This window comes from Draconibacterium sediminis (assembly GCF_000949475.1).
Lineage (GTDB): Bacteria > Bacteroidota > Bacteroidia > Bacteroidales > Prolixibacteraceae > Draconibacterium > Draconibacterium sediminis.
This window is the reverse complement of the sequence record NZ_JRHC01000007.1, coordinates 61,413-76,399: the sequence shown is the minus strand read 5'-3', so window position 1 is coordinate 76,399 and position 14,987 is coordinate 61,413. Positions and strand designations below refer to the sequence as shown.

The following is a 14,987-nucleotide window of genomic DNA, read 5'->3' as shown; positions in this document are numbered from 1 at the left end:
AGCGTTGACCTTCAGATCCAACTATTGTATTCCATTTTGTTATTCATTTTAATTCTAATGAGAACTGATTACTGTTACTGTGAACTTCCTTAGGCTCGCATTGCTTTCGTGATTTTTAACCGGCTAACGTTGGTTATCGGGAAAATCGCTATAAAAATACTGATGAGGAAAACCACAATAATCTGGTTGTAAAAGAGCGAGGCTTTCATGGAAACGAACATGTACGGCTCCATACCATAGATTTCGGTGGCTTTTGCCATATCGCCGGTTAGCGGAATCGGATTGTAAAAAAAGTACAGACAGAAAAAGTAACTAAATATCAGCCCAACTGCGCAGCCGATCAGTCCGATAAAAAGTGTTTCGATAAAAACCAGCGATGCTAATTTTCTTTTTTGCATACCTACGGCGTGTGTCACTCCAAACTCGCGCTGGCGTTCTTTTACCATCATAATAACTACGCTAAACATACCGAAGGCAATAACAAGGTAGAGAATCCCGAGCATGATAATGCCACCGCCGCGGTCGCTTTGAATTATTTGCACCAATTCAGGTGTCATCTCAGTCCAGGTCATTACCGTGTTCTTTTCCGGCAGAATTTGCTCAATTTCTTTTTTTATGTGATTAACGCTGTAGTGATCATCGGTCATTACAACCAGCGAGGTTGATAATCCATAAGCTGAATAAAACTCACGGGCTGTTTCAATGTCCATGTATACCAGGCGTTTGTTAAACTCGGCATTGGGGTGTTTTATAATTCCTTTAATCGGAAATAAGCCACTGGCACTTATTCCGTGATATCCCTGCGAGATCATTACAAGCGTATCGCCCACCTCCAGTTCAAGATATTTGGCCAGCCCTCCGCTGATTACCACTTCTTTATCGCCAGATTTAATAAATTCTCCCGACTGCATTTTTTTCGAAAGGTTGGTGATCTGGTCCTCGGCTTCGGGCTCAATACCCATCACCATGGCCGGTTTACTTTTCATGTGATCGGCAGCCAGTGAAAACGATTCAAGCCGGTTGGAAACCAGCGAAACGTCTTTTATATTTTTAATCTGGTTTTGTAATTCTGCATCTACTTTGAAACTATTGTCAAGCGTACGTTCGTCCCAATAGGCAGTATCCTGCACCTGTAAATAACCGGTGTAGAACTTAACCGAATTATCGATCATGCTGTCGTACGAACCTTCCTGCATCGACCGCATCCACGAGGCCAGCAGCACGCTGAACACGATAGAAGATATGGCAATGATAGTTCGGCGTTTGTTGCGCCAAAGGTTCCGCCAGGCGAGTTTTATGTTTGTTTTCATTGGTTAATGCTTTAGAGTACTAATGCGTAAATGCTAAAATGCGCGAATGCTTTAATGTCGATTTTTTGTGACATTTGATTTGTATTGTTGCTATTTACCATTGATGTTTTTGTAAGTGGTATCTTTTGCTTTTGTCATGATTTTTGAAAGCTCAATAGCCTCATTCGTAAGGCGAGCCAACTCATTTGGATCATTAGATAAGTTTGCTTCTTCAATCACCTCAAGCCAGTATATTGATTCGTCTGATTCTTCTGCTACGATACAAATTTTACTGAAGAATTCAGATTTGGAACGTCCCCGGCATGCTGCCCGGTAGTTGGCTCCTGTTGATGTAGCGGATTTGATCAACTGATAGGTTATCACAGAAGTCGCTTTACAATTCTTTAAAGTTTCGCAGAAAAGAATTATATCCACCGCAAACTTCTTTGTTCGTTGTTTTAGCTCTTCAATAAATTTATCTTTTGTGTTCATGGTATTGTTTTATTGGTTGACTAATAATTGAAGCATTAAATCATTTCCGCATTTAAGCATTGTCATCTGATCCTTTTCATATTCTGTTGCGAAAAAAAGCTCTCCTTCAAATCAACATCAAACTCAATTTTATCAAAGATCATAACCGTTTTGTTGCCTTCTTCATCGGCCGGAATCATTTCCAAACGTGTTGGCATTTCGCGGTCGTCCATCATTTTTACATCGGTCAGAATTTCGGTATTAACCAGGTAGCCGTCTTCGTCGTAAAACTCAGCTTTTAGCCAGTGCAGTTCTTCTTTCGATATCCACATAATCACTTTTCCCCAAACAACGGGTGCATCTTCGTGGGGTATCAGTTCAATTTTATAGCATGAATAACCATCAACCTCTTCTTCGCCAAGCAGTTTGTTTGAATAGTCTTTTGCCATTTGCGATTCCTTAACCAAATCGTCGTTGGTGAAATCAGAGCCCATCCACGACTGCATCATCATCGACGGCGGAATTTTTATCATCCTTTCGATGTTGGGCACCCAGTTCCACATTTCTTTGTCACGTTTCAGAAAAACCTGGCCTTTTTCTTTAGCCGGTGCGGTAATATAAATGAGCGAATAGTCATTGCCCAATGTCCAGTTTTTCATCGAAACAGTGCGGCTCCATCCCGGACGTTCAATAATCATAGTCATTTCTCCACGGCTGGATTCGCCTCTGAATTTTTCGTCGGCTTGTTTTATAATGGCGGTCATATCCTGGGCCAGCACAAAAAGGCCCACAAGCATAAAAGTTAGTGTAAGTTGTATGCGTTTCATTTTGGTAATTGTTGATTGTTAACGATTTTAAATGCTGCGGTAATTACGGCCTCTTCCAGTTTATCTATGGGGAAAACATCGGGGGCAGCCACACAGTATAAAAAGGCGCCTTCTATTAATGAGGAAATGGCCATTAGGTCGCTTTCAGGATCTGTGCTGCCCTGGTCTTTTATAAAACCATAAAATAGATTGAAAATGGGGGCCGCTTTTTCGGCGTAAGTATCGGCAAAAGTTTGTGAGATTTGTGGTTGCAATAAGAGCGAAAAAAACAACTTCCAGTGTTGCATGTTATCGCGAAGGTGTTTGAAATTTTGCCGAATGAAATAGATAAATTCTTCTCGGGAGAGTATTCCGTCATGGTTAATATCCAGGTTGTCGTAAATTTCGTTAAAACCATGTTCCATCAGTTCGTCAAGTATTTCTCTCTTGCTGCTGAAGTAGTTGTAGGTTAGTCCCTTGGAGATTTTTGCTTTAGCTGCAATCTGGCTAATCGAAGTGGCGTGATAACCATTTTCTGCAAATAGTTCAAGAGCAGTTTCCATGATTAAATGTTTCTTCTGCTTTCTGATATCGTCGAATTGTTCCGGACTTCTTGGCATCTTTTTTATTTATTGATTGAACGGTCGGTCAAAGTTATGAGTTGTATTTTTAAATTCCAAGAAAAAAATCAATTAATTGACCAATCGGTCATTCTAAATATGGAAGATTAGACGAAAAAGTTCAAATTAGAAATGAGTGCATGGAAATAAACAGGAAAATAATGGACAATTTTGTCAATGCACCAATAGTTGCAAGCAAATGTAAAATAACTTGCTTTCTTTGCGCCCAATTGATTTTAATTGAAACGGGGCGTAATTAACCCCGTCGTACATAATTTACGTAAATGAAGATATTTGAAGGACATTCTTTCCATATACCCGTTCTGGGTGTAGGATATTCAATGGACACTCCTGTAAATGTTGCACCTTTCGGAATTTCATCAGTAATCTCGCTGGTTGATGATTCTTTGATGGAAACGATTCGCGAATTCTACTGTAAAAAGTTTGATTTGCCGTTTACTGCCATCCCGAAAAAGGAAGACGACCACAGGGCAAAACGCATAACATCGTACCTGAATACGATGGAAGAAGTGGTAAACAAAAAGGTTGAGAGCCTGAAAGCATCCTTGTCGACTGTAGGAGGCGAATTGGAAAAATATTACGATATGCTTCCCGAGGCATCGGAACTGAAGGCGAAATTCAGCAACCTGGGTTTTAAAAAATCGGTTTCGGAAGAACTGAAAAAGTGGGTAAACGAGAAGTTGCCGGTGGGGTCGATTGATGTAAACATCATGACAAAACTCGACCAGGTAAACAAAAAAAATGGAGAGGAACTTCCCATCGAGTATAACGATGCACATGCGGCATTACGTGGTTTTGCCAACAGTAACCTCAGTTCTTCGCTGGTACTTTCGGCCGGAATGAGCCCGCGTTTGTACAGCTACATCGAAAATTTCAAGGACTTCTTTCCTGATATTACCGGTAAGATTAAAAAGAATATTATTCTGAAAGTTAGTGATTTTCGATCGGCGCTTGTGCAGGGTAAAATGTTGGCTGCCAAAGGGCTGTGGGTATCAGAATACCGCATCGAGTCGGGTGTAAACTGTGGTGGACACGCTTTCCCTACAAATGGCGTTTTGTTTGGGCCAATTTTGGATGAGTTCCGGCTGAACCGCCAGAAATTATTCGATACCTGCGCTGAGGTTTATAGAACCGCTTTACAGAAAAAAGAGCTTTCGCAACCCGCCGGAGAACCGGAAATGAAAATTACCGCGCAAGGTGGTGTTGGTAATGTTGAGGAACACAACCTGTTGCTTGAGCATTACAACATGGACAGCGTTGGCTGGGGATCGCCGTTTATGCTGGTTCCCGAGGTAATCAGTATTGATACGGAAACCATGAACCTGTTGGCTGATGGCAAGGAAAAGGATTATTACTACAGTGGTTTGTCGCCGCTGGGTGTTCCGTTTAACAGTATTAAAGGAGCATCGATGAGCAAGTTGCGTTTGGCAATGGCTGCCGATGGAAAAGCCGGAATGCCTTGTACCAAAGGATTTCTAAGGTACAATACCGAATACACAGAAAAGCCGATTTGTACATCGTCGCGCCAGTACCAAAGTAAAAAGTTGCAGGAGCTGGAGGCCCAGAATTTACCGGAAGCAGAATACAAAAAAGCCTACGATAAAATTACTGAGCCGGAGTGTTTGTGCATCGGGCTTGGCATTTCTATGCTGGAATCGAAAGGGATTGCGGTGAAGGAAAACGAAAAAGTAACTGTTTGTCCGGGACCAAATCTTGCCTATTTCTCAAAAATCTCTTCGTTGAAAGAGATGGTTGATCATATTTACGGCCGTATTAGTTTACTGGACAAAGGTTATCGTCCGCATATGTTTTTGAAGGAGCTGAGTATGTATCTTGATATTTTTAAAGAGCGTATGGAAGCATTTCAGAAAGATACTGAAGACGTGAAAGAAAAGCGCAACCTGGCAAAATTCAAAAATAACCTGATGGACGGCATCGAGTACTACAAAAACCTTTTTGGTGAAAAGAAAAAGGATGTGGTTATTGAGCTGGAAAAACTCATTCAGAATTATTCAGTTCTGAACGTGGAATTGTAATTGTTTTCAAAATAAACATATAAAAGCGGGATCCATTTACTTGGGTTCCGCTTTTTATTTTCAGGAGTTAAACTTTAGGTCGTAATATTACCTTCTTATTTATCGCTGTATTGATAAACAGCCTTTTTCAGGCGGTCCATAATGGCAATGCCGATACCTGTTTCAGGCACCGGTTCTGCAATGATCAGGTCAACATCCGAATCTTCGAGACGATGCAAGGCTTCAAAGAAATTTGCTGCTGCCTCGCTTAAATCGCCGTTTGATGATAAACGCTCTATCAGATGGTACTTTTCCGGTTCCTGTACTTCAGAAAAAGCCAGGAAACCCGTTTTCTTGTCTGTCGAATATTCGGGCGCTTTGCCTAAAAGGTACATGGGTTTGCGCGGACTGTAATGCGATTTTAAAAGCCCCGGCGATTTGATCGGTGAATTGGCCTCCGTTGTTTTACTTTGCGGGAGTACTTTAAGTAAATCCTGCTCGGTAATAAAACCGGGTCGCAGTATTTTAAATTCTCCCTGGCACAGTTCGATAACTGTTGACTCGATACCAACTTTAGGAAGCTCACCGTTGAGTATACATTTGAGCCCAGGAAGTTGTTTTTGAACGTGCTCGGGCGTAGTTGGGCTTAACATTCCAAACCGGTTGGCACTGGGTGCTGCAATGCACTTTCCGGAGAGTTTTAACAGTTCGCGGGCTGTTTGGTTGGCGGGCATACGAACGGCCACTGTATCCAGTCCGGCCGAAACAATATCAGGTACCGATTTTTGTTTTTTGGCAACAATGGTTAAAGGTCCCGGCCAAAAATGTTCTGCCAGTTTAAGTAGCGCATCATCAATTTCAACAAAAAGTTTTTCCAGCTCCGAAACCTCGCGAATATGTACAATAAGCGGATTAAATGTTGGTCGTTCTTTGGTTGCAAAAATTTGTGCAACCGCCTCGGCATTAAATGCATCTGCACCTAAACCATATACCGTTTCGGTTGGGAAGGCTACCAACTCGCCATTTTCGATTAGTTTGGCTGCCAATTTTGTATCGTTGATAATCGAACTCATTCTTTGCTTCAATTTTGTGGGCACAAATATCTAAAAAATAAGGGAGAGTTGTCAATGCAAATCTCCCTTTATGATTAAAGTTTTCCTGAAATGCTGATAAGTTATCAAGTTAATTATTAAGTAGATTGCGAAAAAAAAACTACCCGCCTCCAGGAAAAAGACCTATATTTAACTAATTACTTCTTATTGAACCGTTGTCTTCAATTAATTTTTGTCGTTGCGCATCCTGAAATTTTGATACCTCGGTACGCACTTCATCGTTGTTTAATCCAATAATTTTAGCTGCTGCCAGTGCTGCGTTTTTTGGATTTAGAATTACCATAGGAGCAACTCCCGATGGCATTCGCAGGCTCGAATAAATATCGGCACCGGCAAACGAGTCGCCAACCGGAGGACATGCAATAACCGGACAACTGGTTTGTGCATCGGAGAATCCGCTTAAGGCATTACTCATTCCTGCAATGGTAATAAATACCGGGTTGTGCTTTTCCTGCTCTTTAATAATGTTATAACACTCAAGCGGTACCTTGTGCGCCGAAGCGATAAAACATTCTGAATCGATTTTAAATCCGTTTAGTGCATCAACAATTTTGTTGGCCCAGTCCAGATCGGCTTTAGAGCCCATTATTATAACTACTTTGCTCATAATCTTCGATATTATTAAATGAATATTCGTAATCCATCGGAATTATCTGGTTGTATTCTTCAATCGACGCGTTTGACAAACAAGCGTCAATAATTTTTCTTCCGGTGTGGAACAGGTCTTCGTGTAAGAACTTCTTAAGCTCGCGGTTAAAGAATTCCTGTAAAACTTGTGCTCCGGCATCGTAACCTTCGGTACCCACTTCAACCTGGTTGTAAACTTTCAGGAATCGTGACGGGATTTTTGAGCTTTCTATGGTCAGGTAATTCAGCTCGTAACCCAAAAGCGGACAACGTGCAGCCTGTATCTGATCGTCTTTTAATTTGGCGCCACCTCTTCGGGTTAAATATTCGCGCATTAAAAGCTGTGGTTTAAATCCAACTTCCCAAACGCCAATGTTTTGGTTGGGTACCAGCGAAAAAATAGTACGTGGAGTTTCAATTATTTGCTTCAGCAGCAGGTTGGCGTGAATAATACGGTCGCCGGTGGCAAAAGGCCAGTAAGAACCAACTCCTTCGCTTTCCATAGCTCCGGTACCAACAATACTTGGATTTTTGTGTCCTCGTGGTGCTACCAAACGCCACAACCAGGCCAAAGCTGGTGGCAATACGTGGAATAGCCCAACAATTCCGTAGCTTGGATCTTCTTTCGAACATTTTGGAGTACGAATACCAAAACTGCGCACATCAACCGAAACCGATCCGTTAATGGTATTGTCAACACTTTCGCGCGGAAGAACAACCCGTGGATTTGGGCAGCGTTTGCCCGGTTCATCTTCAATATGATTCCAGATCAGAGCTGTTGATTCAGGCTTTGTGTCGATATTTAAAAACAGTAAGGGTTTTTTCGGATTTATCGTTGTTTTTTCAAGAACCGGATCATCACCGTACTGGTTAACACTGTCAACCCGAACAAACCATGCGTTTTCCGCATCCATAATACCAAGTTTTCCGTTCTTTTGCTGGAACGATGGATGACAAAAAGCCATATCGTCGGCAATGGGCAGGAAGTTACAGGTTCGGGGGATAGTGATATAACGGGTTTCGCCGGTAACCGAATTCTTTCCAAGCAGAACTCTTCCGTCGGTTTCTCTTACAATGTGCTGGTGTAGCTCCGATTTTCCACCGCCACTGGCACCTTCGTGCATAAATGTGGTTACAATGTCGTACGGACTTATCGATTGAACGGCAGAACAGTGAGCCGTTACCCATTCTTCTTTTTCGCCCTGGGTAAGCAACACGCCATACAAGCCTTTTTTTGCACTTGGCCCCGGATAAAGGTTGTACGAATACAATTCGTGAATATCATCCAGGCGGTTGTGAACAACCACTTGTTTTCCTTCAAAATGAGTGTGCCTGAATACCGGCGCAACATAAATTACCGATTTTAACTCGCTGTTTTCAGCCAGCTCATCGATTGCCACAATTTCCTGTAGCATAGATAATCCCATGGCGAAAAATCCGGCATTGGCAGGAGCAATTGCAATTCCTAAAGAACCGATTCCCTGTCGTCCGGCAAAATAGAAAAACACAGCAAGATCATTTTCTTTTAACCAGTCAAAGGTTTCCTTCTGAATATCAGAGAACGGATAATTATACTTTTCAGAAAAACGTTGTTTTCCGGTAGGTTTATCATCACCGATAACCATCGTTCCCGGATCACGCCGGCGCATGTAGGCTTCGGTGTAATTTACCGAAATACCGTTTTGTACGCGGTGTACTATCGCTTCGGTGAACGTCCCTTTACCTTCAATATCGTACGATACGGCAAACTCATTATTTTCTTTTCCGTTGGTTGCGGCATCGGCAAGCTCTTCGGTTGTGTTATAGCATGTAAAAGACTTGCATGCACTTAATACGTTTTGAATGTTCTCAGGCAGTTTAACGCCCTTTTTATCAAGTTTAGTTTTAAAATCTGAAAAAGCTATCTTCATCCTTCTTATTTTTTGTGGTTTAATAACCAAATCGGTATAAAATCGAATTCGGGCACAAATGTATAAAAAGGTTTAGTAGAATTTAATTAATAAAGCACAGCTTAATAAGAATTAGAAAATATTTAATAAATGAAGGAGGATTTAATAAATGGATTTGTTTTAACTAGATATTTGGCGGTGTTACTACCCACACAACACGTGTAGTTCCTTCAATTATATTTTGTGCGTTGTGTGTAATGTTTGAATTAAAATAAAAACTGTCGCCGGTTTCAAGTACATACGGTTTCCCATCAAGCAAAATTGCCAGTTTACCTTCTGTAACGTGACAAAATTCCTGGCCCGGATGGGCAGTCATAATTCCTTTGCTATCCGATCCCGAAACAAATTCGAGCTCATAAGTTTCCATTTGTTTATGCGGATCGTGATGAGAAAGCAGGTATAATTTTGTACCTGATTCATTCTTTTTTACAAACTTTTTTTGATCGGTTTTAATTAACGGCTGATTAAGCAAGGTTTCATTTTCGCCAATTAATTCGCCCACCGTTGTATTTAAACTGTCGGCTATATTTTTCAGGGTCAGGATGGAGGGAAATGCTTTGGCTTTTTCAATCTGTGAAAGTGCACTTGAACTTATGCCAACTTTTTTTGATAAGTCGTTGAGTTTTAAATGTAAGGCTTCCCGCTTTCTTCTTATTCTTTCGCCAAGTCGTTTCATTAGTAGAGTCTGGTTTTTGCCGGGTATTAGCTTTCCGGCATTGCTGTGTTGCAGTAAATTTTGTTTGAGGCATAAAAGTAAAAGAAAAATGTAGAATGTTAAAATGTATTTAAATAATTAAGTATGGATTAAACGGTTTCTGTTGGCCATTTTTCTCGCTGGAGACAACAACAAAATGCTCTGGAGGTTAAAGATTTTCAATAAATGTTTTATTGATTGATCAAAACCAATATGATGTAATTCGCTTTGTTCCGGAGATGATATATTTGCAGTGAACAGAATTATTTCCCTTTTCGCAAACGGAAACGGGCCGGATGAATGGGGAAGACACCTTCGTTTACAAACTTTACATCTTCAACCGAATAAAACGCTTTTGGGTTGGTAGTTTTCACTATCGTTTCCACTTTCTTAATTTCCGAACGCTGGATAATGCTGTGGATGATGCTAACCTTTTCGTTGGCACCCTGAGCGTGGTGGTGCGTAATGCCGTAACCGGCAGCTGTCAGGTTTTCAATAAGTTTGCTCGCTTCTTTACGGGTAATTATCTGCAGCTTCACAATACCAACAGCCAGTTTCTCTTCAATAAGCAGACCCACATAATTTCCGCAGGCAAAACCGGCCGCATAAGCGATGTAACAAAACCAGTTGTCGAGATTCTGAAAGATCTTTGAAATGGCAATCAGCCAGATCAAAATCTCGAAAAATCCTAGTAACGGAGCCCATAATTTGTGCCCTTTTGAAACCATTACAATTCGGATGGTTCCAATAGTTACATCCAAAACACGCGAAAAAAAGATCAGTGCCGGAAGCAGCCCATAGGTGAAAAATGCACTATCGTAAAAACTTGTTTCCATTACGGTAAAAGTATCAAATCTTTGTCATTTCGTATTCGGAACAATTCCTAACTCTTCTTTTCAAAGTTAGTGGTTTCTCTCTTTGTTCGAAATGACAAACGCCTTAAAATTCGGAAGTAAAATGGAACTTAATATCCTTGAATTCGTCTTGCGCCATTTGTAAAATAAATGATGAGTCGGCCATAAACACGTCGCGCCCCAGTTTATCTTTTGCCATTTTCTGGTGCTTGCGTTTCTTGAATTCAGTCAGTACCTTTTCATCGTCGCACTGAATCCAGCAGGCTTTGTGCATCGATAGCGGCTCGAAACGACATTTTGCTCCGTATTCATGTTCCAAACGATACTGAATAACTTCGAACTGAAGTTGTCCGACAGTACCAATAATTTTGCGTCCGTTAAAAACACTGGTGAAAAGCTGTGCAACACCTTCGTCCATCAACTGGTCAACTCCTTTTGCCAGCTGTTTTGATTTCATTGGGTCGGCATTTTCAACAAAACGGAACATCTCGGGCGAGAAGCTCGGCAGTCCTTTGAAATGGATATCTTCTCCATCGGTAACAGTGTCGCCAATAATGTAGTTTCCGGTATCGGGTACACCGATAATATCGCCGGGGAAAGCCTCTTCAACAATTTCTTTTTGCGAAGCCATAAAAGCGGTCGGGCTCGAAATACGGAACGATTTTCCCAGCCGAACATTCTTATACATTTTATTTCGTTCGAATTTACCCGAGCAGATTTTTACAAAGGCAATCCTGCTGCGGTGGTTCGGATCGATGTTGGCGTGTATTTTAAATACAAAACCTGTAAATCCTTCTTCTTCTGGCTTTACAACGCGTTCTTCCGTTTCGCTTGGTTGCGGTGTTGGCGCAATTTTTACAAACGAATCAAGTAATTCCTGCACCCCAAAATTATACAGCGCACTACCAAAAAATACCGGTGCCAGTTCGCCCGAAAGGTAGTCTTCGTTGTTGAATTCAGGATAAATTCCTTCCACCAGTTCCAGTTCTTCGCGCAGTACATCGGCATCTTCGCCAATGTGGTCCTCCAAAGTCGGATCCGAAATATCTTCAAACTTAATACGCTCTTCAATTTCCTGAATATCGGGCGTAAAAAGCTTCAGGCTGCGGTTAAATATGTTGTAAACACCTTTAAAGTCGGGACCATTGTTAATTGGCCAACTCAGCGGGCGCACTTTAATTTTTAGCTGGTCTTCGATTTCGTCCATCAAAGTAAACGGATCTCCTGCAGGACGGTCCATTTTATTTACAAAAACGATAACCGGCGTTTTGCGCATCCGGCAAACGTTCATCAGCTTTTCGGTTTGTGGCTCAACCCCTTTTGCTGCATCAATAACGATTATTACGCTGTCGACCGCGGTAAGTGTACGGAAAGTATCTTCCTGGAAATCCTGGTGACCCGGGGTGTCCAGAATGTTTACTTTGTAGCCGTTATACTCGAAACCCATTACCGAGGTAGCCACCGAAATACCACGCTGGCGCTCGATTTCCATAAAATCGGAAGTGGCACCTTTTTTAATTTTGTTGCTTTTAACAGCACCTGCCACACGAATTGCTCCACCAAAAAGAAGTAGTTTCTCTGTTAAAGTGGTTTTCCCGGCATCCGGGTGACTCACAATTCCAAAAGTGCGACGACGTTGTATTTCTTTTAAAAAACTCATTTGCTATCGTATATGTAATGCGGGCGCAAAAATAGAAAAGATATTTTAATTCAATTCAAGAAAACAGAAAGAGCTGTTTGGTGTTAATCCTAAAACAGATAAAGTAACAACTGTATGAGATATATTACCGTTGATGCATTAAATTTTAAAACCTACAAAAACGACCTGGTGAAATTGTACATCGATACTTTTTCGAAGGGGAAAAGTTTTCAATACCATTCTGAAAGTGAAACTGCAGCCTATCTTCAGTCGATTATCGACGTTGGGTATGGAATCTTCGCTATGGAAGAAAATAAACTTTCAGGTGCAATTCTGCTAACGCCTTTTCGATTCGATGAGTTAATACCGGAAGAAATATCCAACAATTTTGAGGTTGAAAGTTCGGTTTATGTGGCCGAAATGATGGTTGAACAATCAAAACAAGGGCAGGGGATAGGTAAAAAGTTGCTGACTTTTTTTCTCGAAAAGGCAGATCGAAACCGATTTGATGATGCTTTTATACGGGTTTGGGTAGAAAATGAAGCTGCTGTTGGTTTGTACAAAAGAATGGGATTCGAAGTTTGTGCATCGATTGTTCAACCCAGGTTGCTGGCTGATAAAAGCGGAACTTTTGATTTTGAGAAGATCTATCTGCATCAGCAACTCAGCTGATTTTCCGACTCAATATTTATCAATAACTTAAACAATTATAATCGTTGATTTGCTATATGCTGATTATATTCGTTACTATTTTGAAACCCGATTCTCAAGGATAGAGTAAATTATGAACAATTTGATAACCCATACAACCGATTTAATTAACGGAGATGCCAAACAAAAAAAGGCAGAAATCCGCGACTATTTTCTAAAAACATATGCTCTGGATGAAAAACTTTATGAGCATCTGAAAAGCGACAATGCCTTTTATCGCAGGGCCGATCCGTTGAGACATCCGCTCATATTTTATTACGGACATACCGCTGTGTTTTTTATCAATAAACTGGTGCTGGCTAAAATTCTGGATCATCGAATTGACCCTCATTTCGAATCCATTTTTGCCATTGGAGTCGACGAAATGAGTTGGGACGATTTAAACGAATCGAATTATGACTGGCCTACCGTAAAAGAGGTGTTTGAATACCGCCGGAAAGTTAAAGAAGTGGTGCTGGATGTAATCGACTCAACACCGCTGACTTTGCCCATAAACTGGGAGAATCCGTTTTGGATTATTATGATGGGAATCGAGCACGAGCGCATTCATATTGAAACTTCATCTGTGCTGATAAGGCAATTGCCGCTTGAGCTGTTAAAGCCGAACGTTTTCGACGTTCCATGCAAAAAATCGGGTGCTGCACCTGAGAACCGCATGTTAAACGTTGAAGGAGGAGAAGTGCTTATCGGAAAACCTTACGATCACCGATTTTATGGTTGGGATGTGGAATATGGGGAGCATCAGGTTGAGGTTGATGCCTTTAAAGCGTCGGAGTATCTGGTCTCAAATGGTGAGTTTCTTGAGTTCGTTAATGGTGGTGGGTATAAAACAAAAGAATACTGGACTGAGGAAGGCTGGAACTGGTGCCAATACAAAAAAGCTGAATTTCCATTGTTTTGGCGAAAAGATACTGATAAATATTTTTTGAGGCTTTTTGATCAGGAAATTGAAATGCCATGGAACTGGCCGGTTGAACTGAATTACCTGGAAGCAAAAGCTTTTGCCAACTGGAAAACCAAACAAACCGGAAAAACATATCGTTTGCCAAGCGAAGCGGAGTGGTATCGACTGGCGGAACAAAACGGTATAAACGATGCAAATTTTGCAACTGTTGCGGCAAATATTGGTTTGGAACAGTTTGTATCGCCATGCCCGGTAAATCAATTTAAACAAGGTGATTTTTATGATATCATCGGAAATGTTTGGCAATGGACCGAAACGCCGGTTACGGGTTATCCAGGGTTTAAAGTGCACCCCTTGTACGACGATTTTTCAACACCAACTTTCGACGGTAAACACAACATGATTAAAGGTGGTTCGTGGATTTCAACCGGAAACGAAGCTACCTGGCATGCCCGTTATGCCTTTCGCCGCCATTTTTATCAGCATGCCGGATTTCGTTTGGTGGAGTCTGAAAATCCATTGATTATCCGAAATGATTCGTACGAAACGGATTCGGAAGTGGCGCAGTCGTGTGAGTTTAATTATGGAAAGCCGGTTTTGGGCTTCGATAATTTTCCAAAACGTATTGCCGAAATCTGCAAACAATATTCCGGTGATCAAAAGTCGCTGAAAATGATCGATTTGAATTGCGATACCGGACGAACAGCTTTTGAATTGTCCGATTCTTTTAAACAGATAACAGCTATTGATTTTTCGGCACGTTTTATACGAATGGCAATTCATTTGCAGGAGCAGGGTTTTGTTCGCTATATCACAAAAGATGAAGGTGAGTTGGTGCATTATAACGATGTGCAATTATCAGAACTTGGACTGAATCCGAAAGATAACCTGCAATTTATGCAGGCTGATGCCAACAATCTAAAACCAATTTACAGTGGCTACGATGTAATTTTAGCCATAAACTTATTGGAAGAATTATATAATCCGAAACATTTTTTGACAAGTATTCACGAACGATTAAATGCCGGAGGAATTCTTATTCTGGGTTCAGGCTACGACTGGGAAAAGAACAATATAAAACGCGAAAACTGGCTGGGAGCGTTTAAGCAGGATGGAGAGCCAGTAACATCCTTTGAAGGCATAAAAGCTCTGCTGCAAGATAATTTTGAATTGGTGAACGAGCCAGTTAACCTGACAGCGGCAAAAGCAATATCATCCCGTAATATTGAGATTTCGGTGGTTGAAATCTCAGTTTGGAAAAAGCTATAATGAGTC

At 41.2% G+C, this 14,987-nt stretch carries 13 protein-coding genes; 3 read left to right on the top strand and 10 right to left on the bottom strand.

What is annotated here, in order from left to right:
* Positions 1-89: 89 nt before the first annotated feature.
* The 4 genes from LH29_RS20925 to LH29_RS24120 all read right to left on the bottom strand — a co-directional run bounded on the left by LH29_RS20925 (position 90) and on the right by LH29_RS24120 (position 3,186).
* Positions 90-1,310, bottom strand: coding sequence for an ABC transporter permease (locus LH29_RS20925; RefSeq protein WP_045033288.1), 1,221 nt, complete (start codon positions 1,308-1,310; stop codon positions 90-92).
* Positions 1,311-1,400: 90 nt separating this feature from the next.
* Positions 1,401-1,781, bottom strand: coding sequence for a four helix bundle protein (locus tag LH29_RS20920; protein WP_045033287.1), 381 nt, complete (start codon positions 1,779-1,781; stop codon positions 1,401-1,403).
* A gap of 62 nt (positions 1,782-1,843) precedes the next feature.
* The gene (locus LH29_RS20915) at positions 1,844-2,587 is read right to left on the bottom strand and encodes an outer membrane lipoprotein-sorting protein (protein WP_045033286.1); all 744 of its coding nucleotides are present in this window, start codon (positions 2,585-2,587) and stop codon (positions 1,844-1,846) included.
* Positions 2,584-3,186: a TetR/AcrR family transcriptional regulator gene (locus tag LH29_RS24120; protein ID WP_052671144.1), complete on the bottom strand. Its 603-nt coding sequence runs from the start codon at positions 3,184-3,186 to the stop codon at positions 2,584-2,586. Before LH29_RS24120 ends, LH29_RS20915 begins: the two co-directional genes overlap by 4 nt.
* 284 nt (positions 3,187-3,470) lie before the next feature.
* Between LH29_RS24120 and LH29_RS20905 the strand changes: the two genes are divergently transcribed.
* The gene (locus LH29_RS20905) at positions 3,471-5,243 is read left to right on the top strand and encodes a hypothetical protein (protein ID WP_045033285.1); all 1,773 of its coding nucleotides are present in this window, start codon (positions 3,471-3,473) and stop codon (positions 5,241-5,243) included.
* A gap of 95 nt (positions 5,244-5,338) precedes the next feature.
* Here the strand turns inward: LH29_RS20905 and LH29_RS20900 are convergent, their stop codons facing one another.
* The 6 genes from LH29_RS20900 to LH29_RS20875 form a co-directional block, all read right to left on the bottom strand.
* The gene (locus LH29_RS20900; RefSeq protein WP_045033284.1) at positions 5,339-6,295 is read right to left on the bottom strand and encodes an L-threonylcarbamoyladenylate synthase; all 957 of its coding nucleotides are present in this window, start codon (positions 6,293-6,295) and stop codon (positions 5,339-5,341) included.
* A 172-nt stretch (positions 6,296-6,467) separates the two neighbouring features.
* Entirely contained in the window at positions 6,468-6,941 is a 474-nt protein-coding gene (locus tag LH29_RS20895; protein WP_045033283.1) for an AIR carboxylase family protein, read from the bottom strand.
* Positions 6,910-8,871, bottom strand: coding sequence for a DUF4914 family protein (locus LH29_RS20890; protein ID WP_045033282.1), 1,962 nt, complete (start codon positions 8,869-8,871; stop codon positions 6,910-6,912). The genes LH29_RS20895 and LH29_RS20890 overlap by 32 nt, the downstream gene beginning before the upstream one ends.
* A 163-nt stretch (positions 8,872-9,034) precedes the next feature.
* A complete protein-coding gene (locus LH29_RS20885; protein ID WP_045033281.1) occupies positions 9,035-9,586 on the bottom strand; it encodes a helix-turn-helix domain-containing protein in 552 nt (183 codons plus the stop codon).
* A gap of 281 nt (positions 9,587-9,867) precedes the next feature.
* Positions 9,868-10,440 (bottom strand): DUF2179 domain-containing protein, encoded by a 573-nt coding sequence (locus tag LH29_RS20880; RefSeq protein WP_045033280.1) that lies wholly within the window; start codon positions 10,438-10,440, stop codon positions 9,868-9,870.
* Between the two features lie 103 nt (positions 10,441-10,543).
* On the bottom strand, positions 10,544-12,118 hold the full coding sequence (locus tag LH29_RS20875) for a peptide chain release factor 3 (protein ID WP_045033279.1): 1,575 nt from the start codon (positions 12,116-12,118) through the stop codon (positions 10,544-10,546).
* 114 nt (positions 12,119-12,232) lie between these two features.
* On the opposite strand from LH29_RS20875, the gene LH29_RS20870 reads away from it, so the two are divergent.
* Positions 12,233-12,769 (top strand): GNAT family N-acetyltransferase, encoded by a 537-nt coding sequence (locus tag LH29_RS20870; RefSeq protein ID WP_052671143.1) that lies wholly within the window; start codon positions 12,233-12,235, stop codon positions 12,767-12,769.
* Positions 12,770-12,881: 112 nt separating this feature from the next.
* Positions 12,882-14,981 (top strand): 5-histidylcysteine sulfoxide synthase, encoded by a 2,100-nt coding sequence (gene ovoA, locus LH29_RS20865; RefSeq protein WP_045033278.1) that lies wholly within the window; start codon positions 12,882-12,884, stop codon positions 14,979-14,981.
* The last annotated feature ends 6 nt before the right edge of the window (positions 14,982-14,987 follow it).

What these genes read in the sequence shown, in the direction of transcription:
- ovoA (WP_045033278.1), top strand. Translation starts at nt 12,882, where the DNA reads ATGAACAATTTGATAACCCATACAACCGATTTAATTAACGGAGATGCC.
- LH29_RS20880 (WP_045033280.1), bottom strand. Translation starts at nt 10,440, where the DNA reads ATGGAAACAAGTTTTTACGATAGTGCATTTTTCACCTATGGGCTGCTT.
- LH29_RS20870 (WP_052671143.1), top strand. Translation starts at nt 12,233, where the DNA reads ATGAGATATATTACCGTTGATGCATTAAATTTTAAAACCTACAAAAAC.
- LH29_RS20890 (WP_045033282.1), bottom strand. Translation starts at nt 8,871, where the DNA reads ATGAAGATAGCTTTTTCAGATTTTAAAACTAAACTTGATAAAAAGGGC.
- LH29_RS20885 (WP_045033281.1), bottom strand. Translation starts at nt 9,586, where the DNA reads ATGAAACGACTTGGCGAAAGAATAAGAAGAAAGCGGGAAGCCTTACAT.
- LH29_RS20920 (WP_045033287.1), bottom strand. Translation starts at nt 1,781, where the DNA reads ATGAACACAAAAGATAAATTTATTGAAGAGCTAAAACAACGAACAAAG.
- LH29_RS24120 (WP_052671144.1), bottom strand. Translation starts at nt 3,186, where the DNA reads ATGCCAAGAAGTCCGGAACAATTCGACGATATCAGAAAGCAGAAGAAA.
- LH29_RS20895 (WP_045033283.1), bottom strand. Translation starts at nt 6,941, where the DNA reads ATGAGCAAAGTAGTTATAATAATGGGCTCTAAAGCCGATCTGGACTGG.
- LH29_RS20875 (WP_045033279.1), bottom strand. Translation starts at nt 12,118, where the DNA reads ATGAGTTTTTTAAAAGAAATACAACGTCGTCGCACTTTTGGAATTGTG.
- LH29_RS20900 (WP_045033284.1), bottom strand. Translation starts at nt 6,295, where the DNA reads ATGAGTTCGATTATCAACGATACAAAATTGGCAGCCAAACTAATCGAA.
- LH29_RS20925 (WP_045033288.1), bottom strand. Translation starts at nt 1,310, where the DNA reads ATGAAAACAAACATAAAACTCGCCTGGCGGAACCTTTGGCGCAACAAA.
- LH29_RS20905 (WP_045033285.1), top strand. Translation starts at nt 3,471, where the DNA reads ATGAAGATATTTGAAGGACATTCTTTCCATATACCCGTTCTGGGTGTA.
- LH29_RS20915 (WP_045033286.1), bottom strand. Translation starts at nt 2,587, where the DNA reads ATGAAACGCATACAACTTACACTAACTTTTATGCTTGTGGGCCTTTTT.